The following is a 22528-nucleotide window of genomic DNA, read 5'->3' on the forward strand; positions in this document are numbered from 1 at the left end:
ATCGCCGGCTATGGTCGATTTCCACCCCCCGATGGGTCCTTACGACAGCGGCTTCATGGATACCGGTGACGGTAACCGCATCTACTACGAGCAGCTCGGCAACCCGGAGGGCAAGCCGGCCCTCCAGGTGCACGGCGGACCCGGCTCCGGCGCCAACCGGAAGCCGACGCGGGTGTGGGACCCCGAGCGTTACCGGGTCATCCGCTACGACCAGCGGGGCTGCGGCCGCAGCACCCCATACGCGGCCGATCCGGCCACGGACCTGAGCCGCAACACCACGTCGCATCTCATCGCCGATATGGAACAGCTCCGCGAGCGCCTCGGCATCGAGAAGTGGTTGCTGAACGGCGGTTCCTGGGGCTCGACCCTGGTTCTCGCCTACGCCGAGCGGTATCCCGAGCGGGTCAGTGAGATGATCATCCCGGCGGTCACCACGACCCGCCGCTCCGAGATCGACTGGCTCTACCGGGGTGTCGGCCGAATGTTCCCCGATGCCTGGGAACGCTTCCGCGACGGCGTGCCGGAGGCCGACCGCGACGGCGACCTCCTCGCCGCCTACGCCCGCCTGATGGCCAACCCGGACCGCACCGTCCGGGAGAAGGCCGCGGCCGACTGGGTCGCCTGGGAGGACGCCGTCATCTCCGGGGAGCCCAACGGCGTTCCCGGCAGCTACAGCGCGCGGATCGACGACGACCGGCTGGCGTTCGTGCGGATCTGCGCGCACTACTTCAGCAATGGCGGGTTCCTGGAGGAGGGTCAACTGCTGCGCGACGCGCACAAGTTGGCCGGGATCCCCGGTGTGCTGATCCACGGCCGCCTGGACCTGGGCAGCCCGCTGCAGACGGCGTGGGAACTGGCGAAGGTCTGGCCCGACGCCCGGCTCACCATCATCGAGGACTCCGGCCACACCGGCAGCGAGGCCATGTCCCAGGCGGTCATCGACGCCACGAACGCGTTCGCTTCGCCCTGAGCCTGCCCACTCTCGCGTAGCGCTGGCGGCCGCGTCCGCCGCCAGACGACCGCGTGCGCTCACCAACCACCTACGCGAAGGCCTGGGTCGGTGCCCGGCATAGCGCGGCCGAAGCGAAGCCGTAGCGGTGACCCCTATCGTCGGGACACACTTCGTCGCGGCGGTCACGGGGTCACAAGATCAGCTTGGCGGGCCGGACCATGTCCGCGACCGTTTCGCATGAACGAGGAGTAGCACGTGAGCAAACGACGCATTCTGAGGGGCGCCCTCACCGTCCTCATAGCGGCAGCCGGCGTGTTGTCTGCCACTGCCGGTACGGCCAACGCCGACAACGGCGCGGACGGCTTCCCGATCCTCCACGCCGTCAAGGGCGACCAGGTCCACAAGTGCAATGTCGTCGGGCCAGCGAACAATTACGAGGCCGTGGTCTGCATTGACCTCGTGACTTCCATAAGCGGGGGCGTTTACCACGTGTCCGCCAGGGAGGAAGCGATGTGCGAGTCATACACGAACCAGCTCGTTGCCTGCGACAAAATCAACGACTCCACAACTCTGGAAACCGGAGCCGGGGCCACTTCGACCTATGGGACCAGTTGCAACGGTGACTGCCCAGCCGGCCGACTGTACGATTCGACGCGCACCTGGGACTACACCGTCGCGGGCGCCGCGTATGGCTCGTGCTCCAACAGGGTGAACACCTCTTACCAGGTGTGGGGGGTCGGCTGGGGAGACACGGAGATCGTGAGCCCGACCGGGGTCGTGTTCCACGTCTCCGACGGCTACGCCAACGACGGCGCGAACATGTCGACCGGGCATTACTTCATCTGCCCGTAGGCGCTGACATGCGGTGTGCCGTCCCGCCCGAGGGACGGCACCGGCCCGGTATCGGTGCCCGGGTGACCCGATTTCCGGTCACCCGGGCACCGCGGGCTATGCCGCCGGCCTGGCCTGGTGCAGGATCTGGGCCAGCTCGGGCGGCCGGCTGAGCATCGGCCAGTGCCACGTCGGCAGTTCCTCGTACCGCCACGCGTCGCCGGTCATGTGCCGGCACAGCGGCATGGCGGCGGCCATCTGGCGTACCTGCTCGACGGTGAAGCTCGACAGCACGCCGAGGCGGGGCAGCTTCTCCCACGCCCCGGACAGCCGCACCGGGGTGGTGGCGGTCGCCCACGGTTGGGCCACCGACCGCTCACCGAGCAGCGCGACGACCGACTCATCCACGTCCGCTACTCCCGCCGCCAGTTCGACCCACGGCGGGGGCGGCAGCCGCCAGCCATCGCCGTGCTGGGCGACCATCGCCGCGTTGCGTTCGTGTTCCTGGGGTGGGCCGAACTCCACGTTGGCCACCCCGTCGGGCAGCGGGCCGGTGTCGACGAAAACCAGCTGAGCGACGCGGTCGGCCAGCCGATCGGCGGCGGCGGTCGTCACGACCGCGCCGGCGTAGCTGTGCCCGACGAGGACCACGTCGTGCAGGTCCTCGTAGCGCAGGAGGTTGACCACGTCGGTGACGTGGACGTCGAGGTCGGTGTCCGGGCGCGCCAGGTGGGCGCGTTCACCCAGGCCGGTCAGGCTCAGCGGGTACACCTCGTGGCCGAGCCCACGCAGAGCGGCGGTGACCGGACGCCAGGCCCACGCGCCGAGCCAGAATCCGGGAACGAGTACGAATGTTGTCACGCGCCAGACGCTAGAGTGAATACTGGACAGATTCCGCCGGATTAGGAGTCAGAACATTGGTCCGGCCCACCGCGCGGGTACTGGCGCTGCTGGAGATCCTTCAGATCGGCGGCGCCTTCACCCTCACCGACCTGGCCGGCCGGCTGGGTGTTGACGAGCGCACGGTCCGCCGCTACGCCGCGCACCTCGCCGACCTCGGCATCCCGGTCGAGGCCCGGCGCGGTCGCTACGGCGGGTACCGGCTCGCACCCGGATACAAGTTGCCGCCACTCATGCTCACCGACGAGGAGGCGGTCGCAGTCATGCTCGGGCTTGTGGTCGCCACCCGGGCGGGGCTAGCCACCGCTGAAGGCGTGGCCACCGAGAGCGCGACCGCGAAGATCCGCAGGGTACTGCCGGCCGTCCTCGCCCGGCGGATCGATTCGCTGCTGGCCACCGTGGACTTCACCGCACCGGTCCGTCAGCCGGCCTCGCCCGGCATCGAGGTGCTGCTGGTGCTCGCCGAAGCGGCCCGGCACAGGAGACCGGTGAGCATCGACTACACCACCTGGCGCGGCGAGACCGGACAGCGGCGGCTCGACCCGTACGGGCTGGTCTTCCACTCCGGCCGGTGGTACGTCATCGGTCACGACCACAACCGCGCGGCGGTGCGGACGTTCCGGCTCGACCGGATCGGAGCGGCGCGACCCGCCGAGGGTGAGTTCGACATCCCGGCCGGCTTCGATCCCACCACGCAGGTGCTGGCCGGCCTGGCGGCCGTGCCGTACGCGCACGACATGTCCGTGGTGCTGCACACCAGCCTGGCGCAGGCGCGGCGGCGGATCCCGCCGTCGGTCGGCACCCTTGCCGAGGTGCCCGATGGAGTGCGCCTCACGGCCCGGGTCGAACGGCTCGACGGTGCGGCACAGATGCTCGCCGGGCTCGGCTGGCCATTCACGATCGAGCGACCGGACCAACTCAGGAACGAGGTCCGCGCCTTGGCCGCCCGATTACTCAGCGACGCCGACGCCGGCCGGTAGGCAGCAGCCGGCCTCTGCCGGTATGCCGAAGGCCGCTTACGGCTGGAAGTACTCCGACATCATGCGGCTGACCCATTCCGGCTGCTCGATGTCCACCGGGGAGAACTCCACCATCGCCGGCTTCAGGTCGATGACCGGCGTGCCCGAGACCGCGTCGAGGCCCACCACCGTCAATTCGCGGCCGTGGACGGATTCGATGGCGCAGCACGTTACCCCGATGCGGTTCGGTCTACGGGGGCCGCGGCCAGCGAACACACCAACGGACGGGAGGTCGGCGCGGCCACGGTACGGGCGGGGTTCGCGGTAGTCGTCGTGCTCCGGGAACTGGTCGAGGACGAAGAGGACCTCCACGTGTGAGAAGCCCTCCAGGCCCTGGAGGCACGCCTCGCCGAAGCGCTCGTCGACGATGATCGTGCTGCGGACGGCGCCCCAGTTGTCCGTGTGCTGGACGTCCGTCCGGTCGTTCCGGACCGTACCGATAGGTGTGATCTCGAAGCGCTCCATGGCTCGAGGCTATCCCCGCCGCGCACCCGCCAGCGTCCGAGCCATCCGCGCACGGGCGGGAGATGCTCCGGGGAGCGCACCGCACCGGCAACGCTCCCCGTGAAGACCCGGGCTGGAGACCTTGGTAAATCCCTCCGAGCACTCTCCGGAGGTCGCGGAGATGACGAAACAGGTGACGTTCGGCCAGCCGGCGCGATTGCAGAAGACGCCAATGTCCTCCAATATCGCACCAGTCGCTAGCGGCGCGAGCCCGGGCTGTAGCATCTCGGCGAAGGCCGCGTAGGTAATCGGCTGGTCGCCCTTAGCTGCGATTTCCCGCAAAACCCGCAATCCGTTGATCATGCGCCGCGAGCGGGCCTCGCCAAACCCGGCCCGCTTCACATACTCACTCAGTACGGGGTGCATCGTCGCCCCCATCTCAACGTGAGATTCCGTCCGTTCCAACGGGCGAGACCGCGTCGAACTCTCCTACTCCGAACAACCCGGCCACAGCTGTTCGGTCCTCTCGCGCCGTACCACGATCGCCTAATCGCGGACGGCATCAATGGATCGGTTCAGCAGACCAGGCGCGGCGGCAGGCCGGCAGGGTCGGGCCGCCGGTCCCGGTAGGTATCTTCCGCGAACGCCAGGAAGCGCTCCACGTCCGAGAACGTCGACGCCAGCCCCAGCGAGACCCGGATCGCTCCCCCCGTCGGCGATCCCATGAACCTCAGGTACTCGTCGACCGTACGCACCCCCCAGCCCGTCGATCCGCGCAGCCGGCGGCGCCCGATGCCGAACGCCCCCTCCCCCGCACCCGGATTGCAGAAGCACCCGGTACGCAGCGAGATGCCCGCCCGCGCCGACTCGGCGGCGACCAGGCGCTCGTCGACCACGCCGCCGTCCGGGTCCAGGAAGTTGAAGGCCACCGTGCCGCCCCGGTCCCGCAAATCCGGGGGCCCATACAACAGAACCATCGGGGCGCCGTTGCTGTGCCGGAGGTCCCGCAGCCGCTCCAGCAGCCAGCCGGTGAGGCACTCGACCCGGCACCCGATCACGTCCAGGCCGATCCCGTTGACCCAGGACAGCCCGAACTCGACGTCCGGGATGCCGAGGAAGTTGAGGGTGCCGTCCTCGAACGCCGACTCGTTGTCCAGCAACAGATGCCAGTTCGGCTGCACGCTGACCGCGACGATGGTGCCGCCGGCGAACCAGGGCCGGCGCAGCCGCGCCAGCGCGTCCCGGCGGGCGACCAGGCAACCGATCCCGGTCGGGTACCCGAACACCTTGTACCAGCTGACGCAGACGAAGTCGGCGGGCACCTCGGTCAGGTCGAGGCGGCCGGTCGGCAGGTACGCGGCGGCGTCCAGCAGCACGTCGTACCCGTGCTCCTGAGCCAGGCCGACCCAGGCGAGCGGGTGGCGCACGCCGGTGAAGTTGCTCTGCGCCGGAAACGCGAAAAGACCGCGCCGACGCGAACCAAGGCGGCCGGATCGGCGCAGTGCCGCCACCACCTCCCGCTCGTCGACCCGCAGGTCTCCGGGTGTCACCGGCACGTAGCGCACCCGGGCGTGCCGGCCGCGCGCGAACTGCCGGATGCCGTTGACAGAGTTGTGGTTGTCGAACGTCAGGACCAGCCCGCGCCGGTACCCGAACGGATACGCCTCGCCCACCAGCCGGCAGGCGGCGGTCGCGTTCGCGGTGAAGACGACCGTGTACTGGTCGGCCGGCGCGTTGAGGTGGGCCAGCACGGCGCGGCGCGCGGAGGCCACCAGGTCGTCGGAGGCGCGGGCGGTTGGGTTCTGCGAGTGCGGGTTGCCGTAGCAGCGGGTGGTCAGACGCTGGGCGTGCCGGGCCAACTGCGCCGCCGCGGGTACGCCGGCACCGGTGTAGTCCAGGTATATCCCGCCGTCGGTGTCCAGGTGCGGGTACTCGGTGGCGCGCAGCTCGTCCAGCCGGCCGGTGCCGGCGTACCGGGGGTACCGGGCCAGAAACTCGGGGCTGCCGTCGGTCGGGGCGGCCGGCAGCGTCAAGTTTCCGGTCATGCGCCACGCCCCCGGGTGGAGCCCGGCCGGCCGCACTTGGCCGCGAGAACGGCACAGGTGGCCGCGAAGAACAGTACGGCGAAGCCCCCGAGCACGGCCCAGTCCTGCCATACCGGACGGGAGAAGGTGTGCCCGTAGGTGGCCAGCAGCGGCGGGCCCAGCGGGGATCCGCCGTCGCGCCACAGGTGCTCGACGCCCAGCGTGTGCCCGAGCGCCTCGAAGCACCACCGGTTGGACATGGCCCAGCTCAGCCACCGCCCGACCGGCGCCATCACCGGTACCGGCAGGATCGCCCCGACGAACAGCACCTGCGGGAAGCACAGCATCGGCAGCGACAGGGTTGCCTGCGCGGGGTCGGAGACGGCGGCCGAGCAGAGCAGGCCGAGCGCGAGCGCGCCGGCCGAGGCGAGCAGCACGGTGAGGTACAGCTCGCCGAAGCGCGACCACGCCAGCGCGGGCAGCCGGTCCAGCCCGCGCAGCACGCCGAGCAACACCAGGTCGGCAACCGCCAGCAGGGGCAGCAGCACCGCCACCTTGGACACCGCGTAGGGCACGACGCCGAGCCCGGCGCGGGTCTCCCGGCGCAGGATGGCGAACTCGGTGCAGATCTGCAGCAGCCCGTAGATGAGGCCGAAGAAGAAGACGCCGAACGCGATCCAGAACAGCACCATGACGGTGGCGCTCGGGCTGGGGCGGGCGAACGAGAACGTGTTGGCCTTGAACAGCATCAGGAACATCAGCACGACGGCCACCGGCGAGCCGACCAGGATCGCCAGTGTCAGCCGGTTGCGGGCGAGGATCTCGAGGCCGCGCACGGTCAGCAGCGCGGTCTGCCGGATCGGGCCGAGGCGACGCTGCCGGTCGGTCGCCGCGCCGGAACCGTCCTGCCGCAGCGCCCCGCCGGCCCGGCGACCATCGGGCCCGCCGACTCGGCGCTCATCGGCCACGCCGGTGTCAGGCGGCGCCGCCGGGCAGAGCGGTACGCCGTCGGGCAGTGCCGCCCGGGATAGCGGTACGGCATCGGGCGGTGGCGCCGCGTCGGACGGCGCGGCCGGGTCGTGGTCGGGTTGCCGAACGACGGCGAGGCGCCGGCTCCACTGCGCCGGGTCGGGCTCCTCGGCGACCCGCTCGTAGATGTCCGCGACGGTGTCCACCTCGAAGTAGGCGAGGGCCGCCGCCGGGTTGCCGGCGAACGCGAGGTGCCCGTCCCGGGCGAGGACTGCGACTTTGTCGCAGTGGTCCACGTCCGTCGGGCTGTGCGTGGTCAGCACGACCGGTACGCCGTCGGCGGCCAGCCGGCGCAGCAGCCGTAGCAGTTCGATCGCGGTGGGCGGGTCCAGGCCGGAGGTCGGCTCGTCGAGAAACAGCACCCGCGGCCGGGCGAGCAGCTCCACGCCGATGCTGGCGCGCTTGCGCTCTCCGCCGGAGAGCAACCCGACCCGCAGGCCGGCCCGGTGCGTCAGGCCGAGCACCGACAGCACCTCGGCCACCCGGGCGTCGAGCTCGGCGGGGCCGGTACCGGCCGGAAGGCGCAGCCGCGCCGCGTACCGCAGCACCCGCACGAGCGGCAGCGACGTGTGGATGATGTCGTCCTGCGGCACGTACGCCACCGGAGCCCGCACCCTGCCCTGGTCGACGCCGTCGTAGCGGACCCGGCCACTGGCCGGCGGTCTGATTCCGGCCAGCGCGTCGAGCAGCATGGTCTTACCCACGCCGCTCGCGCCGATGATCGCGACCAGTTCGCCCGGCCTCACCGCCAGCGAGACACCCCGCAGCGTGCGGTGTCCCCCGCGCACGATCTGTTCCAGGTCTTCGGCCTCGACGCGCAGCCCCGGCCGCTCGGTGGCGATCTCCGGTGCCGACGATCCACGCACAGTCATGGTGCTCCCAGCTCACGGACGGGCGGGTCGGTTCGTCCGATCACATCGCAGGGTTTGCAGGGATTGCAACACCCTGCCCACCTCGCCCGCGACCGTCCGCATCCGACCCGTTGTTCGCGACTATCCCGGAGCCACCCCCTTCGCCACCATCAACCGGCCGGTCGGCGCCCCTCCCCCGGTGGCGGGATCGACCACCAACAACGCCAGGGCCGGCGACCGGGAACGCCAAGGCCGGCAAGCGGGAACGCCAGGGCAAGCGACCGGAAGCGCCAAGGCCGGCGACCGGGCGGCCACGAACCCGGCCACCGCCGAGCCGGACCGGCTCAACCGATAGGCTGAGGTCGATGGATCGCCAGGCGCCCAGACACGCCAAGCGCCCCGACCACGGCAAACGCCCAGACCATCACAAGGTTCCGGACAGGCCAGGTGCCCGGACACCCGAAACGCCCCCGCCGTCGGGGGAACGGCGGGGGCGCGTCCCGGTTGTGCAGCCCGGGACCGGTCCGGTGCGCCACGGGGGCGCGGCGGCACCGGAAGGCGATACCTCAGTCCTTGACGGCCGCCGTGGCGGTGCCGCCGAAGGTGCTCATCACGGTGACCGAGGTCGGCCGGTTCACCTCGTCGAACTGGGCGCTGAACTTACCGCCGCCCTTGCTGGTCAGGGTGAACCCGATCTGGCCGTTGCTGACGATGTCGAGCTGGGCCTTGGGGTTGGTGCTGGTGGCCTCGATCGTCTCGTGGCCACGGTTCCACTCGGCCTTGGTGATGCGCACCGTGTCGGCGTTGGGCGAGCCCGGCGCGGGTGTGAGGGTCAGCGCGGTGCTGGTCTGCGTCATCCCGTTGAAGGTGGCGGTGAAGGTGACGGTGGTCGGCGCGTTGACCGCGGTCGTGGTGACCGGGAACTCGACGAACGTCTTGAACGCTGGCAGTTGCACCGAGGCGGGCACGGCGGCCACCGCCGGGTTGGAGCTGGTCAGCTGCACCGGCGCTCCGGCGGTCACGCTGTCCAGGCTGATCACGCCGGTCGCCGTGCTACCGCCGGCCACCAGTTGCTGAACGTAGGCGACATTCTGGAACTTCGGCCCGCCGATGGCATCCAGCCACAGGCAGCCCGACGTCTCGCTGCCGCCGGCGGTCGTGGCGACGATGCAGGCGTTGCCGGACCCGGTGGTGATCGGGCGCGCGGTCACCGTGAACGAGGTGCTGGTCGCGCCGGCCGGGACGGTCACGCTCGTCGGGGCGATGAGCTGCCCGAAGTCGAAGTTGTCGAGGCTCACCACCGTGTCGTCGGTGGCCGCCGCGGTCAGCGTGACGACCCCGGTGGCGGAGTCGTTGCCGTTGATGACCTCAGGGTTGAAGCTGAGGCTGGCCAGGGTACCGGGGTCGGCGAAGGCCGGCGCGGAACCGAAGGTGAGGGCCAGCAGGGCGGAGCCGAGTACCGCGGAGCCGAAGGCTGCCAGGGCACGCTTACGCATAGGTGCACTCCCCAAGGTAGGTGGAGGGGTTGGCTTCCACTCAGCAGGCACGTAGGGGTATCTCAATCGGTTCACCCTGTGCTGTGGATCAAATGCCCCTAGTTATCGTCGCGGCCGACAGGTATAGTCCGCGCGCCGCCGGCGCTCCACTATGGACCGCCGGCGCCCGCGCGGTGATGGGCCCGGAGAACCTTGCGCCTCAGGCGTTCGCGGGCTCCCCGGTCGGCGACGTCGCCGGCGCCGGGAATGGGGCGCGGTAGGTGAAGGCGCGGGCCGTCGGGCCGTCGCTGGCCAGCATGGTCAGCCGCTCGTGCGCCTCTTCGAGCGTGGGGATCGTGCCGGCGGGCACCCACCACAGCACCGCGTACGCCGGCAGGTCATCGTGATGGAACCACTCCCTGCGGCGGCGCAGCACGTCGAGGTGGGCGGTGCGGTACGTGAAGTCGTACAGCGCCTCGACCGACTCCCACAGCGACAGGTTCACCATGACGTCCGGGCCGTACGGGCGCAGCGCCGTGGCGTCCGCGCCACCCTCCCCGACCAGGCGCCAGACGAACCCCGGCGCGGCGTCGGCCAGCGCGTTGATCTCCTCGAGTCGGGACATGAAGTCGGCCATCAGCGGGCCGTCGAGCGGTCCGCGCGGACGCGCGATGTTCAACTGGGCGAGGTGATAGGCGGTCATGGTGCGAGCACACCATGACGTCGCCCTCTATGTCAATCTGTCTTGTTTTTAGAAGCGGGGGCCTTGCTTCACGGGGCGGCGTCGCCGACCGGCGTGTCGATGACGACACAGCACCCGCCTGCTTCGGGCGCCATCCGGGCCACCGCGCCCCGGCAGCCCAGCCCCTCGATCAGGCCCTGCACCGAGGCCAGGTTCATGCCGCACACCAGCGGCGGGAAGTCCCGGGCCAGCCCGTGGTACGGGCAGTTGCGCAGCACGATCGACCCGTCCCGCCGCGCTGGCTCGTACCCCTGCCCGGCCAGCGTCTCGACCAACTCGGCGTTCTCCGCCTCCCTCGACCGGTCCGGCTCGGCGCGGCGGGCGCCGCGCGACGACCCAGACCGGTCGCCGGCCGCACGGCCGCGCTCGCGGGCCACCTCGAACAGCCGCTCGTCGGCGCCGGAGCGCTCCAGCGCCTCGGCGAGCAGCCCGGCCGCCGCCTGATAGCGCCGCGGCGGCAGGCTCACCTCGTGCTCGGTATCGGAGCGCCGGTAGAGCTTGGCCGGGCGGCCGGCTCCCGGGCCGCTGCGCCCCGACCGCCGCGCGTAGGAGACCTCCAGCAGGCCGGCATCCGCCAGCCGGTCAAGGTGGAACGCGGCGAGGGTGCGCCCCATGCCCAGCGCCTGCGCCACCTCGTCGCGGCTGACCAGCTCCCCGCGATCGACCGCGTACTCGTACACCGCGCGGCGCGCCGGCTCGCGCAGCACACCGATCGACTCTACCGACATGTCTCCACGCTAACGCCCCGCACGGGACGGCGCCCTGGCCGGGCCGCCCGGACGGCGGCCCGGCCAGCTTCGGGCGGCCGGACGGAAAGACCTCGGACTCAGGAGTACGCGTTGAACTCGGCGATGGACCACCAGGAGCTGCTGGAGCCGGTCTGGGTCACCCGGATGTACCGCGCGTTCGCGGCCGGGAACGACACCGTCACCAACGCCGCACTACCCACACCCGTCGCCACCGGCGAGCCCCAGTTCACCCCGTCCGTCGACAGGCTCACCGAATAACCATGCGCGAAATCGTTCACACTACCGGCCGAGTCCATCGTGATCTGATCAACGCTATGGGTACCACCCATGTCCACCGTCACGGCCTGACCATTCGCCATCGGCACCCCCGTACTGAACCGGGTACCACTGTCCCCATCCAACATCCGGGCCGGCACATCCGTCGCACTGCTCACCGACGCCGTGGCGGTCCAACCCGTACGCGACAGCGCGGTCGGTGGCGGCGGGACGGTGCCGCCACCGGTGTACGCGTTGAACTCGGCGATGGACCACCACGACGAACTCGAACCGGTCTGGGTCACCCGGATGTACCGCGCGTTCGCGGCCGGGAACGACACCGTCACCAACGCCGCACTACCCACACCCGTCGCCACCGGCGAGCCCCAGTTCACCCCGTCCGTCGACAGGCTCACCGAATAACCATGCGCGAAATCGTTCACACTACCGGCCGAGTCCATCGTGATCTGATCAACGCTATGGGTACCACCCATGTCCACCGTCACGGCCTGACCATTCGCCATCGGCACCCCCGTACTGAACCGGGTACCACTGTCCCCGTCCAACATCCGGGCCGGCACATCCGTCGCACTGCTCACCGACGCCGTGGCGGTCCAACCCGTACGAGACAGCGCGGTCTGGGTGCCGGTCCCGCCGCCACCGGTGCTGCCGCCGGCGATGGTGGCCTGGCCGGTCAGCCGGATGTCGCGAGAGGAGGAGCCGACATAGATCTGGTTGGTGCCGCCGGAGTTGGTCCAGGTGTTGTTGGTCCAGGTCTGGAAGCTGCGGGCGTCGAGGGCGACGGTGACGTGCTGGGTGGCGCCGGGGTTGAGGGTGACCCGCTGGAAGCCCCGCAGGTTCTTCGGTGGCTCCCCGGTGGCGGCGGGTTGGCCGACGTAGACCTGGGCGACCTCGGCGCCGGCGCGGGTGCCGGTGTTGGTCACGTCGAAGCCGACGGCGACGTTGCCGGCCGAGTCCGGGGCGGAGACGGTGAGGTTGGTGTAGCCGAAGGTGGTGTAGGACAGCCCGTAGCCGAAGGGGTACAGCGGTGTCTTGTTCTGGCTGTCATACCAGCGGTACCCGACGTCGATGCCCTCGGAGTACTGGACCGTGCCGTTCTGGCCGGGCCACTGGGCGGTGGTGTGCGCGGGCACGTCGCCCAGGGATGCGGGGAAGGTGACCGGCAGCTTGCCGGAGAAGTTGGTGTCGCCGAACAGCAGCGAGGCGATGGCGTTGCCGTCCTCCTGCCCGGGGTACCAGTTCTCGATGATGCCCTTGACCGAGTTGGCCCAGGGCAAGGCGAGGGCGGAGCCGCTGTTGACGACCACCACGGTGTTCGGGTTGGCCGCCGCCACGTCGGACACCAACTGGTTCTGGTCGGCGGACAGGTCGAGATTGGCCAGGTCGCCGCCCTCGGACTCGAACTTGTCCACGAACAGCACCGCGAGGTTGGCGTTGCGCGCCGCGGCGACAGCCTGATCGTGCAGCGACTGGCCGGGGACCTGCCAGCCGAGGCTCACGTTCGAGCCGCCGCCCGCCTGGTAGTAGTCGACCTCGATGCTGACCGCCTGGCCGGCGGTGAGGTTGACGGTGCCGGTGCGGGTGGTCGGCCCCTGGTCGAACCAGTTGTTGATGACCTGCTGGCCGTTGACGAACAGCCGGCTGCCGTCGTCGCTGTTGAGCGAGAACTGGTAGCTGCCGGTGGTTGGCGGGTGCAGGGTGCCGGTCCACTTCACCGACCAGTTGGTGGCGTTGACCCCGGGAGCCGGGGAGGCGCCGCCGTACACCGCGTCCACGCCTCCGTCGACCCGGCTGGCCACCACGGCACCGGACAGGTCGGTGCTGTTGTGGTACTGGCCGAACAGGCCGGTGCCGGTGCCCGACGACGGGGTCAGGTACGAGGTGTCCACCGGCGGAAGCTGCCCGCTGGACGAGGCCACGCCCTGCGCGAAGCTGACCGTGGCACCCGATCCGGCCCGGGTCCTGATGCCCTGGTACGGGGTGACCAGGTACGGCGGGTTGACCCCGGCGCTGCCGCCGCCCTGGGACATCGCGTCGGTGCCGGCGTCGTCACCGATCACCGCTATCGAGTGCACCGACGAGCCGATCGGCAGCACCGACGAGTTCTTCAGCAGGACGCTGCCCTCGGCCGCCACCTGCTTGGCTACGGCCGCGTGCGCGCTGGTGGTGACCACCGCACCGGTGGAGCCGGTCTGCGCGGTGTCGAACAGCCCCTGGCGGAACATCGACACCAGGATGCGCCGTACGTGGTCGTCTATTGTGGACTGTGACACCTGACCGGAGTTGACCGCCGAGGTCAGCGGGGTGCCGTAGTAGGTGTTGCCGGGCATCTCCATGTCCAGGCCGTTGTTGGCCGAGGCGACGGTGGAGTGGGTGGCTCCCCAGTCGGAGGTGACGAACCCGGTGAAGCCCAGCTCCCCCTTGAGGATGCCGTTCTGCAGCGGGCCGTTCTCGCAGGCGAACGGGCCGTTGATCGCGGAGTACGAGCACATCACCGAGTCGGCCTGGCCCTGCTGGATGGCGGCCTGGAAGGCCGGCAGGTAGATCTCCCGCTCCGCGCGGTCGGAAACTATCGCGTTGTCGGCGGTGGAGTTGCGGTTGGTCTCCTGGTTGTAGACCGCGTAGTGCTTCACCTGCGCCATCGGGCCCTGGCTCTGGATGCCCTGGATTTCCGTCGCGGCCAGCTGCCCGGCCAGGTAGGGGTCCTCACCCAGCGACTCGAAGGCCCGGCCCCAGCGCGGGTCCCGCACGATGTTGATGGTCGGCGCGAGCACCACGTTGGTGCCCTTGCCCCATTGCTCGGCGCCGAGCACCTGGCCGTACTGCCGCATCAGGTCGGTGTCCCAGCTCGCCGCGCCGGCCACGGGGGCGGCCAGCTGGGTCACGCCGGTGAACCCGTCGCCGGCACCGACCGGGCCGTCCTGCAGGTGCAGCGGCGGAATACCCAGGCGGGTGTTGCCGTCCACGCACCCGACGTACCCGCACGACGCGCCGCCGTGCAGCATCGTCAGCTTCTCCGCCTGGGTCATCGCGGCCAGCAGCTCATTGGCCCGATCCTGCGGGGTCTGCGCGGTGTTCATCCACGGTTGGGTGGCGGCGTGCGCGGCGGTGCCGGCCACGCCGAGCCCGCCGATGGCGAGCAGCAGGGCGGCGCCGGCGCGCGGCAGCAGGCGTCTGGCTCGGGGTAAGGCGTGGCGCATGAAGACTCCCGGGGGGACGGGCGCACGGGCGGGCCGCACCGCGGTGCGGCGCGTCAGGCGTGGCGATGGAGTCTCCGCGGTCCGCGGGCGGGCCGGGAGCGAACGTCTTGGAGATAGAGACTCGTCGTAGTGTCGATGCCCTGTCAAGGGTTCAACGGCAGAAAATTTAAGCTCTAAAAGATCTGTGCGGAGGGTCGGCACGCGGTCCGGGGCCGCGGGCGACTGCCCGCGGCCCCGTCGCTGCGTGGTCCGCCCTCAGCTGCTGGCGAACGCCTGCAGCTCCCAGAGCGAGTCGCCGTACTGGGTGGCCCGAGCGGTGGCGTAGACGCGCAGGTAACGCCCGGAGCCGGACACGGTCAGGGTCTGCACCCCGCCGGTGCCGGTGGTGGTCGAGTAGATCGACGTCCAGGTGGTTCCGTTGGCCGAGGTCTGGACCTGGTACGCGGTCGCGTACGCCGTCTCCCAGTTCAGCACCACCTTGCAGATGGACTGGGTCGACCCCAGATCCACCTGCAGCCACTGCGGATCGGCGAACCCGGACGACCACCGGGTCCCGGCGTTGCCGTCCACCGCGTTGGCCGCCGGCGTCCCGGCGTTCTCCGTGGACGACGCGGTCGCCGGACGGCCCTGCGCGACATTGGTGGTGCCGCAGCCGCCCCCGGTGCTACCGCCGCCGGTCGTGTACACGCCGAACTCCCACAGCGAATCCCCGTACTGGGTGGCCCGGGCCGTGCCGTACACCCGGATGTAGCGCCCGGAGCCGGACACGTTCAGGGTCTGCACGCCGCCGGTGCCCGTCGTGGTGGAGTAGACGGTGGTCCAGGTGGTGCCGTTGGCCGACGTCTGGATCTGGTACGCGGTCGCGTACGCCGCTTCCCAGTTCAACACCACCTGGCAGATGGACTGGGTCGACCCCAGATCCACCTGCAGCCACTGCGGATCGGCGAACCCGGACGACCACCGGGTCCCGGCGTTGCCGTCCACCGCGTCGGCCGCCGGCGTCCCGGCGTTCTCCGTGGACGACGCGGTCGCCGGACGGCCCAGCGCCACATTGGTGGTACCGCAGGTGCCCGTCCCGCCGCCGTTCGGGTTCACGGTCCAGCTGAACGACGCGACGCCGGCCGCCCCGGTGGTGTCCCTGGCGGTGACCGTGACGTTCGAGGTACCCGCGGCGGTCGGGGTGCCGGAGATCAGCCCGGAGGAGGCGTTGATGGACAGGCCCGCGGGCAGGCCGGCGGCGCTGTACGTGAGGGTCTGGCCGGACGCCGAGTCGCTGGCGTGCATCTGCAGGCTGACCGGGCTGCCGACGGTGGCGCTCTGGTTGCCCGGGCCTGTCACCGTCACCGTGTTGCCACCACCGCCGCCGCTGCCGGTGGGCAGGGTCCACTGCTGCTGGGCCGAGTCGGTGCAGGTCTCGATGACCAGCCGGGCGCCGGTGTTGCCGCCCGGATCGGACAGGCACAGGCCGGAGTTGGGGTTGACCAGCTCACCGTTGGCCTGGTGCGTCCAGAGCTGCGCGTTGGTGCCGTTGCACGGGTACCAGTCGACGTTGGTTCCGCTGGTCGTACCGGCGCTGACCACGTCCAGGCATCCGCCCTGCACCCGTACCGTGCCGTCGCTGTACGGCGACCAGTTCTGGCCCGAGGTACCGTTGCAGGCGCTCACACCCATCGGGTTACCCTCGGTGTTCAGCGAGTTCTGGTTGGTCAGGCACAGCCCGTTGATGCCGTGCACCGGCCCGGTCGCGGTGGCCGCACCGGTCGGCGTGGAGTTGCCGCCCTGCTCGTACACGGCCACGTAGGCCACGCTCATCGACGCGCCCGAGGAGGTGGCCGCGGTCGGCGTGGTCTGGCCCGAGATGCCGTCCGGGTAGTTGCCGCCCATGGCCAGGTCCCAGATGATGAAGAACCCGTGGTCGATCGCCGCCTGCCAGGCCGCGGTGCCCACCGACGCCTCGGTGATGGTGCTCTCGACCACGCCGTCCATGAGGAACTGCAGGGTTTCGGCGCTGGTGTTGGTCCGGTCGATGATGACCGAGTAGGTGTGGTACCCGGTCTGGCAGGTGGAGCCCGCGCCGGGGCACGGGATCAGCGCGTGGCCGGGGCTGTTGGCCGAGTCGTGCAGCGTCTGGGACGCCTCGTTCAGGCCGTTGACGTCCTCCATCATGTCGATCTCACCGGACTGTGGCCAGCCGCCACCGGCGCGCATCGGCGAGCCCAGGGCCCAGAAGGCAGGCCAGTAGCCCAGCCCGTTGGCGGGGTTGGGCTGCTGGATGGACGCGGTCATCTCCAGCTTCCCGCCGGGCGGGGCCTGGAAGTCGTCCCGGGTGCTCTCGATGCGGGCGGACGTCCACGTCCCGCCGTTGTTGATCGCCTTGAGTACCAGGTGGCCGTTGCCGTCCAGGTACACGTTGTTGGTCGAGTTGGTGGTCTGCTCCCGCTCGCCGGTGCCGTACCCGGTGCCGATGTCGTAGAACCAGTTCGCCGCCGCCGGCGGCGAGCCGGCCGTACCGGCGAAGTCGTCGCCGAACACCGTCGTCCAGCCCGACGGCGGCGGTGGGACCGGGTCGGCCAGCGCCGCGGGGGCGCCGATCACGGTGGCGCTCACGGCGCCGGTCAGGCACCCGGCGAGCAGCGCCAGCGCGGCCAGCCCGGACAGCCTCCTGGGTGATCTCGGCTCGCGGCCGGTGCTGCGGCCAATGCGCGGTAGAACGGACACGATGTCTCCTGTCCAGCGCAGATCGCGCTCTCAGCTCCGGCCCGGACGCGACTCACCCGCGGCACGGCACGCCGCAACGTGGTCGTTTCCTGGCCGGAGGTGGTACGGGACGGAATAAGAGAGCGCTCTCTATGACCTGAATGTGTACGGCGCCGTCCCAACCCTGTCAAGGTCTCGCGCGTGCCGGAGTACGCTCCCGCGCCGCGTGCGGCGGGATCGACGCCGGCCGGTACCGTAGCGGCATGGTGATGATCTCGGGACTGGCCGTCAAGGACCACGTCGTCGCGGTGCCGCTGGACCACGCCGACCCGGACGGTCCGACCATCGACGTGTTCGCCAGGGAGGTGGTCGCCGCCGACAAGGCCGGCGAGCAGCTGCCCTGGCTACTGTTCCTGCAGGGCGGCCCCGGCGGCAAGTCGCCCCGGCCGACCGGTCCGGACAGCTGGCTGGGCCACGCGCTGAACACCCACCGCGTGCTGCTGCTCGACCAGCGCGGCACCGGCCGCAGCACCCCGGTGAACGCCCGGACCATGGCCGGCATCGAGCCCCGGGGACTGGCCACCTACCTGAGGCTGATGCGCGCCGACAGCATCGTGGCGGACGCCGAGATCCTGCGCGCCCGGATCGCCGGCGGAGCCACCTGGGACACCCTCGGGCAGAGCTACGGCGGGTTCGTCACCCTCACCTACCTGTCCCGGGCACCGCAGGGCCTGCGTACCTGTTTCGTGACCGGCGGGCTGGCCGGCCTGTCGGTGACCGCGGACGACGTGTACGCCCGGACCTACCCGCGGGTGGCCGCGAAGAACCGTGAGTACTACCGGCGCTTCCCGCAGGACGCGGCGCTGGTTCGCGAGATCGCCGATCACCTGGACTCGACCGACGTGCGGCTGCCCGACGGCGACCGGCTGACCACCCGGCGGCTGCGGTTGCTGGGCAACAACTTCGGCATGGGCGACGGGTTCACCCGGGTGCACTGGATGCTGGAGGAGGCGTGGCAGCGCGGCGAGTTGTCCGACGTCTTCCGGCACCAGGTGATGGCCGCGACCGGGTTCACCGAGGGCCCCCTGTTCGCCCTGCAGGAGTACTGCTACGGGCAGCCGGGCGCACCGACCCGCTGGGCGGCGCAGCGTGCCCTGGACCAGCGGCCGGAATTCTCAGCCGACGCCGATCCGCTGCTGTTCACCGGCGAGATGATGTACCCCTGGATGTTCCGGGAGATCGCCGCCCTGGCACCGTTCGCCGAGGCCGCCGACCTGCTGGCCGCCGCCGACGACTGGCCGGCGCTGTACGATCCGGCCCGGCTGGCCGACAACGAGGTGCCGCTGTTCGCGGTGGTCTACTTCGACGACATGTACGTCGACGCGGGCCTGCAGCTGGGCACGGCCGCCGCGGTCGCGAACAGCCGGGTCTGGGTGACCAACGAGTACGAGCACGACGGCGTGCGGGTGGCCGGCCCGCGGGTGCTCGGCCGGCTCATGGACATGGCCGCCGGCCGCTGCTGACCCAGCCATCGCGAGCCCACCCGCTCGAAATCATGGTGGCGATCCGCCCCAGGAGGGGGGATCCCCACCATGATCTGACGGTCCCGAAATGCCGGCGGGCCGGACCTCGGGCTGTCCGCTGGGGGCCCGGCGTGGCGGCGCGAACCGGCCGGTCGCGCCGCCCGATGATTCACGCTAAGTGGAAGATCTCGGCCAACGGCCGCATGGCCTCATCGGGCGCGGTGCCGTCCAGCGCCTCGAACAGCGGGCCCATCTCATCCTGCCAGCGGGCGTTCACGTCGGTGGCGTTCATCGCCGCCCTGGCCGCCTCGAAGTCCTCCGTCTCGAGGTAACCGACCAGCAGGCCGTCCTCTCGGAGGAACAGTGAATAGTTCTGCCAGCCGGTGTCGTGCAGCGCCTGGCACATCTCCGGCCAGACGGCCTCGTGCCGGCGCCGGTACTCGTCGATGCACTCGGCACGCACCTTGAGCAGGAAACAGATTCGTCGCATGGTGCGTCCGTCCTTCCGGTGTTTGGGTCGCGGCCCCCGCACGCCGCCGGGGACCCGCCTGCGCGGGCCCCCGGGGCGCGGGTGGCTCTAGAACTGGTACTGGTCGATGTTCTGCGCGTTGAACACCGTCGGGTCGCCGAGGACCACCTCGCCGTTGTCGCCGATGGTGTACTTGCCCAGCTCGCCGGCGGTGTAGCTCTGGCCCTTCTCGCCGGTGATGATGCCCGAGGCCAGCGCCGCGGCGGTGTACCCGGCCAGCTCACCGAGCTTGACCTCGTCCCACAGCTCAAACGCCTGCACCGTGCCGTCCTTGACGTACTGGCGCATGTCGTTCGGGTCGCCGAGGCCGGTCAGCTGCACCTTGCCCTTGTACTGCGAGCCGTCCAGGTACTGAGCGGCCGCCTTGATGCCCACCGTGGTCGGCGCGATGATGCCCTTGAGGTTCGGGTCCGACTGCAGCAGGCCCTGGGTCTGCTGGAACGACATCTGCGCGTCGTCGTTGCCGTAGACGACCTTGACGAGCTTCATCTTCGCGTACTTCGGGTCCTTCAGCTCGTCCTGCATGAACCCGATCCAGGCGTTCTGGTTGGTGGCCGTCTGCGCCGCGGACAGCACCGCGATGTCGCCCTGGTAGTTCAGCTCCTTGCCCAGCAGCTGCACCTCGGAGCGCCCGAGTGCCTCCGCGCTGGCCTGATTGATGAACACCTGCCGGCAGTCCTGGGCGGTGTCCGAGTCGTACGTGACGACACTGACCTTCGCGGACATCGCCTGCTTGAGCGAGGTGCACAGCGCGTTCGGGTCCTGCGCCGACAGGATGATGGCGTTCTCGCCCTGCTGGGTCAGCGTGTTCACATAGGACACCTGGCCGGCCGTATCGGTCGCGCTGCTGGTGCCCACCTCCTTGTACTGCCCGCCGACGGCCTCGACCGCCTTCTTACCGCCCGAGTCCAGCACCGTGAAGTACGGGTTGTTGGTCGCCTTGGGCAGGAAGGCGATCTTCAGACCCTTCTTGATCTGCCCGTTCGGGTTCGCCGGACCCGCTCCGGCGGCGGCACCCGAGCCGCTGTTGTCCGTGGAGCTCTTGGTCGCGCCGCCGCAGCCGGCGGCCACCGTGGCGAGGACCACGGCACCGGCCACGGTCACCGCCAGGCGCCGACCGGGCGCGGAGAACCGGATTCCCATCATGGTTTCCCTTCGAGGTGGGAGGTGAGATCGGTGCGAACGGATCGCTCAGGCATCGCCCGGGGTCTCCGGAGATGATGCCGTGACCAACGGAACGGCAGCGGCGGATCTCCGTCGCCGGATGACGTCCCGAACCTGCCGGGCGACGCGCGGCCCAAGCACGGAGACGACCAGAAGCACGCCGGTCACGACGGTCTGCGACTGAGCGGAGACGTCGGACAGGCTCATCAGGTTCTGCAGGAGGCCCAGCAGCGCCACTCCGGCGACCGCACCCCCGAGCGTGCCCCTGCCGCCGTCGAAGTCGACGCCGCCCAGCAGCACCGCCGCGATGACCGACAGCTCGAGGCCGGTCGCGTTGTCGTAGCGGGCGCTGGCGTAGTGCAGCGTCCACACCACACCGGCCAGCGCCGAGATGACTCCGGTCAGGATGAACATCGCCAACTTGAGCCGCTTGACCCGGATACCGGCGAAGAACGCGGCCTCCCGGTTGGCGCCGATGGCGAACAGCGACCGGCCGATGCCCGTGGCGTGCAGCACGATGACGGCGGCCACCAGCAGCACGGCGTACAGGATGAAGGTGTACGGGATGAAGGTGGATCCGATCCGCCCCGCGCCGAAGTTGAGGAAGTTCTGCGGGAAGTCGGTCACCGCGTTGGCGCCCAGAATGATCTGCGCGAGGCCCCGGTAGGCGGCCAGCGTACCGATGGTCACCGCCAGCGAGGGCAGCCCGAGCCGGGTCACCAGCCAGCCGTTGAGCAGGCCGCCGAGCACACCGGCCAGCAGGCACATCACGATGACGTAGTCGATCGGGATGTTCGAGTTCCACAGCGCGCCCATCAGGGCGCTGGACAGGCCGACCATCGAGCCGACCGACAGGTCGACCTCGCCGGCCACCACCAGCATGGTCATCGGCAGCGCCACCATGGCGATGGCGATCGTGTTGCCGATCAGGAAGGACAGGTTGATCGCGGAACCGAAGTTCGCCACCCCGGCGAAGCCGTAGATGAGCACCACGATGACCAGCAGGGCCACGCTGGTGTCCCAGCGCACCAGGGCACCCACCCGGCCGCCGCGCGCGGCCCGCGTCGACTCAGCCATGGCGGACATTCCTCCTTCGCAACACGTTCGCTACGCGCAGAGCGACCAGCCGGTCGACCGCGATCGCGGCAAGCAGCAGGAAGCCGTCGATGGCCTGTTCCCAGGACGAATCCACGCCGAGGCTGGGCAGGACGCTGTTGATGCTGGTGAGCAGGACGGCGCCCAGGGCCGCCCCGTACACGCTGCCGGACCCGCCGGTGAACGCGACGCCGCCGACCACCACCGCGCTGACCACGGTCAGCTCGTAGCCGTTACCGGTGCCGGAGTCGACGTTGCCGAACCGGGCCAGGTACAGGGCGCCACCGAGACCGGCCAGGGCGCCGCAGAAGAGGTACGCCGCGGTGATCCGCTTGCGGGTGGCGATACCGGCGAGCCGGGCCGCCTCCGGGCTGGACCCGATCGCGTACAGCTCCCGCCCACTGCGGTAGGAGCGCAGGTACAACCCGACCAGCAGGAGCACCGCGACCCCGATCATCGCCAGGTACGGCAGGATGAACGGCCCGCCGTGGCCCAGATTGACGAAGCCGCGCGGCAGGTCGGTCGCCACGATCTGCCGTGAACCGATCCAGATCGAGTCCACGCCCCGGATGATGTACAGCGTGCCGAGCGTGACGACCAGCGACGGTACCCGGCCGAAGCTGACCAGGCAGCCGTTGAGCAGTCCCAACGCGGCGCCCAGCGCCACCGCCACCACCACGGCCAGGATCGGGTTGCCCCCGCCGCCCAGGAAGTCACCGGCCGCGAAGGCGGTGATGCCCAGCGTCGAACCGACCGACAGGTCCACGTTGCGCGTGATGACCACGGTCGCCTCGCCGATGCCGACGATCACCAGGATGGCCGCGTTCAGCATCAGGTCCTTGACGCCCTGCTGCGACAGGAACCGGTGGTTGCCCAGTTCGGTACCGATGATCAGAACCGCGAGGACGACCAGCAGAGCCAGCTCGCGCACGCGCAGGATCCGCTCGACGAACGCCTTCGACTCCGACTTACCGGCCGGCGCCTGCGGTACCGACTGCTGGACGGCGGCGCTCATCGGCCGCTCCCGG

General features: G+C 70.4%; 17 protein-coding genes. 4 read left to right on the forward strand and 13 right to left on the reverse strand.

Features of this window, described 5'->3' with window-relative positions; genetic code table 11:
• Nucleotides 1-10: 10 nt before the first annotated feature.
• Nucleotides 11-970, forward strand: a complete 960-nt coding sequence (pip, locus tag ABEA87_RS23275; protein WP_345632806.1) for a prolyl aminopeptidase — start codon at nt 11-13, stop codon at nt 968-970.
• Between the two features lie 237 nt (nt 971-1207).
• Entirely contained in the window at nt 1208-1804 is a 597-nt protein-coding gene (locus ABEA87_RS23280) for a hypothetical protein (protein WP_345632808.1), read from the forward strand.
• Between the two features lie 96 nt (nt 1805-1900).
• Here the strand turns inward: ABEA87_RS23280 and ABEA87_RS23285 are convergent, their stop codons facing one another.
• Nucleotides 1901-2644 (reverse strand): alpha/beta fold hydrolase, encoded by a 744-nt coding sequence (locus ABEA87_RS23285; protein ID WP_345632810.1) that lies wholly within the window; start codon nt 2642-2644, stop codon nt 1901-1903.
• Between the two features lie 56 nt (nt 2645-2700).
• On the opposite strand from ABEA87_RS23285, the gene ABEA87_RS23290 reads away from it, so the two are divergent.
• The gene (locus ABEA87_RS23290; RefSeq protein WP_345632811.1) at nt 2701-3663 is read left to right on the forward strand and encodes a helix-turn-helix transcriptional regulator; all 963 of its coding nucleotides are present in this window, start codon (nt 2701-2703) and stop codon (nt 3661-3663) included.
• Between the two features lie 36 nt (nt 3664-3699).
• Here the strand turns inward: ABEA87_RS23290 and ABEA87_RS23295 are convergent, their stop codons facing one another.
• The 8 genes from ABEA87_RS23295 to ABEA87_RS23330 form a co-directional block, all read right to left on the reverse strand.
• The gene (locus tag ABEA87_RS23295; protein WP_345632812.1) at nt 3700-4167 is read right to left on the reverse strand and encodes an SAM-dependent methyltransferase; all 468 of its coding nucleotides are present in this window, start codon (nt 4165-4167) and stop codon (nt 3700-3702) included.
• Nucleotides 4168-4721: 554 nt separating this feature from the next.
• A complete protein-coding gene (locus tag ABEA87_RS23300; protein ID WP_345632814.1) occupies nt 4722-6191 on the reverse strand; it encodes an aminotransferase class V-fold PLP-dependent enzyme in 1470 nt (489 codons plus the stop codon).
• Nucleotides 6188-8071: an ATP-binding cassette domain-containing protein gene (locus tag ABEA87_RS23305; protein ID WP_345632816.1), complete on the reverse strand. Its 1884-nt coding sequence runs from the start codon at nt 8069-8071 to the stop codon at nt 6188-6190. Before ABEA87_RS23305 ends, ABEA87_RS23300 begins: the two co-directional genes overlap by 4 nt.
• A 545-nt stretch (nt 8072-8616) precedes the next feature.
• Nucleotides 8617-9546 carry a hypothetical protein gene (locus tag ABEA87_RS23310; protein WP_345632818.1) on the reverse strand — a complete coding sequence of 310 codons (930 nt, stop codon included), beginning with the start codon at nt 9544-9546 and terminating at the stop codon, nt 8617-8619.
• Nucleotides 9547-9745: 199 nt separating this feature from the next.
• Entirely contained in the window at nt 9746-10228 is a 483-nt protein-coding gene (locus ABEA87_RS23315; RefSeq protein ID WP_345632819.1) for a DUF3291 domain-containing protein, read from the reverse strand.
• Nucleotides 10229-10296: 68 nt separating this feature from the next.
• Complete coding sequence (locus tag ABEA87_RS23320) at nt 10297-10995, reverse strand: helix-turn-helix transcriptional regulator (protein ID WP_345632821.1); 699 nt, start codon at nt 10993-10995, stop codon at nt 10297-10299.
• Nucleotides 10996-11093: 98 nt separating this feature from the next.
• Nucleotides 11094-14492 (reverse strand): glycoside hydrolase family 3 C-terminal domain-containing protein, encoded by a 3399-nt coding sequence (locus tag ABEA87_RS23325; RefSeq protein WP_345632822.1) that lies wholly within the window; start codon nt 14490-14492, stop codon nt 11094-11096.
• 255 nt (nt 14493-14747) lie between these two features.
• Complete coding sequence (locus ABEA87_RS23330) at nt 14748-17210, reverse strand: discoidin domain-containing protein (RefSeq protein WP_345632824.1); 2463 nt, start codon at nt 17208-17210, stop codon at nt 14748-14750.
• 242 nt (nt 17211-17452) lie between these two features.
• Here ABEA87_RS23330 and ABEA87_RS23335 point away from each other — a divergent pair, with 242 nt between their 5' ends.
• The gene (locus ABEA87_RS23335) at nt 17453-18712 is read left to right on the forward strand and encodes an alpha/beta fold hydrolase (RefSeq protein ID WP_345632826.1); all 1260 of its coding nucleotides are present in this window, start codon (nt 17453-17455) and stop codon (nt 18710-18712) included.
• Nucleotides 18713-18881: 169 nt separating this feature from the next.
• On the opposite strand, the gene ABEA87_RS23340 is transcribed toward ABEA87_RS23335, so the two are convergent.
• The 4 genes from ABEA87_RS23340 to ABEA87_RS23355 all read right to left on the reverse strand — a co-directional run bounded on the left by ABEA87_RS23340 (nt 18882) and on the right by ABEA87_RS23355 (nt 22515).
• Nucleotides 18882-19202: an L-rhamnose mutarotase gene (locus tag ABEA87_RS23340; protein WP_345632828.1), complete on the reverse strand. Its 321-nt coding sequence runs from the start codon at nt 19200-19202 to the stop codon at nt 18882-18884.
• 87 nt (nt 19203-19289) lie between these two features.
• Nucleotides 19290-20384, reverse strand: coding sequence for a rhamnose ABC transporter substrate-binding protein (gene rhaS / locus ABEA87_RS23345; protein WP_345632829.1), 1095 nt, complete (start codon nt 20382-20384; stop codon nt 19290-19292).
• A 48-nt stretch (nt 20385-20432) separates the two neighbouring features.
• Nucleotides 20433-21482 (reverse strand): ABC transporter permease, encoded by a 1050-nt coding sequence (locus ABEA87_RS23350; protein ID WP_345632831.1) that lies wholly within the window; start codon nt 21480-21482, stop codon nt 20433-20435.
• Complete coding sequence (locus tag ABEA87_RS23355; RefSeq protein WP_345632833.1) at nt 21475-22515, reverse strand: ABC transporter permease; 1041 nt, start codon at nt 22513-22515, stop codon at nt 21475-21477. Before ABEA87_RS23355 ends, ABEA87_RS23350 begins: the two co-directional genes overlap by 8 nt.
• Nucleotides 22516-22528 lie beyond the last annotated feature (13 nt).

It is taken from the genome of Rugosimonospora acidiphila (genome assembly GCF_039543385.1).
In the GTDB taxonomy this organism is placed as follows: domain Bacteria; phylum Actinomycetota; class Actinomycetes; order Mycobacteriales; family Micromonosporaceae; genus Rugosimonospora; species Rugosimonospora acidiphila.

Coding starts and splice junctions, on each gene's coding strand:
- ABEA87_RS23295 (WP_345632812.1), bottom strand. CDS start 4,167: ATGGAGCGCTTCGAGATCACACCTATCGGTACGGTCCGGAACGACCGG.
- ABEA87_RS23320 (WP_345632821.1), bottom strand. CDS start 10,995: ATGTCGGTAGAGTCGATCGGTGTGCTGCGCGAGCCGGCGCGCCGCGCG.
- ABEA87_RS23300 (WP_345632814.1), bottom strand. CDS start 6,191: ATGACCGGAAACTTGACGCTGCCGGCCGCCCCGACCGACGGCAGCCCC.
- ABEA87_RS23305 (WP_345632816.1), bottom strand. CDS start 8,071: ATGACTGTGCGTGGATCGTCGGCACCGGAGATCGCCACCGAGCGGCCG.
- pip (WP_345632806.1), top strand. CDS start 11: ATGGTCGATTTCCACCCCCCGATGGGTCCTTACGACAGCGGCTTCATG.
- ABEA87_RS23325 (WP_345632822.1), bottom strand. CDS start 14,492: ATGCGCCACGCCTTACCCCGAGCCAGACGCCTGCTGCCGCGCGCCGGC.
- ABEA87_RS23315 (WP_345632819.1), bottom strand. CDS start 10,228: ATGACCGCCTATCACCTCGCCCAGTTGAACATCGCGCGTCCGCGCGGA.
- ABEA87_RS23350 (WP_345632831.1), bottom strand. CDS start 21,482: ATGGCTGAGTCGACGCGGGCCGCGCGCGGCGGCCGGGTGGGTGCCCTG.
- ABEA87_RS23310 (WP_345632818.1), bottom strand. CDS start 9,546: ATGCGTAAGCGTGCCCTGGCAGCCTTCGGCTCCGCGGTACTCGGCTCC.
- ABEA87_RS23335 (WP_345632826.1), top strand. CDS start 17,453: ATGGTGATGATCTCGGGACTGGCCGTCAAGGACCACGTCGTCGCGGTG.
- ABEA87_RS23355 (WP_345632833.1), bottom strand. CDS start 22,515: ATGAGCGCCGCCGTCCAGCAGTCGGTACCGCAGGCGCCGGCCGGTAAG.
- rhaS (WP_345632829.1), bottom strand. CDS start 20,384: ATGGGAATCCGGTTCTCCGCGCCCGGTCGGCGCCTGGCGGTGACCGTG.
- ABEA87_RS23340 (WP_345632828.1), bottom strand. CDS start 19,202: ATGCGACGAATCTGTTTCCTGCTCAAGGTGCGTGCCGAGTGCATCGAC.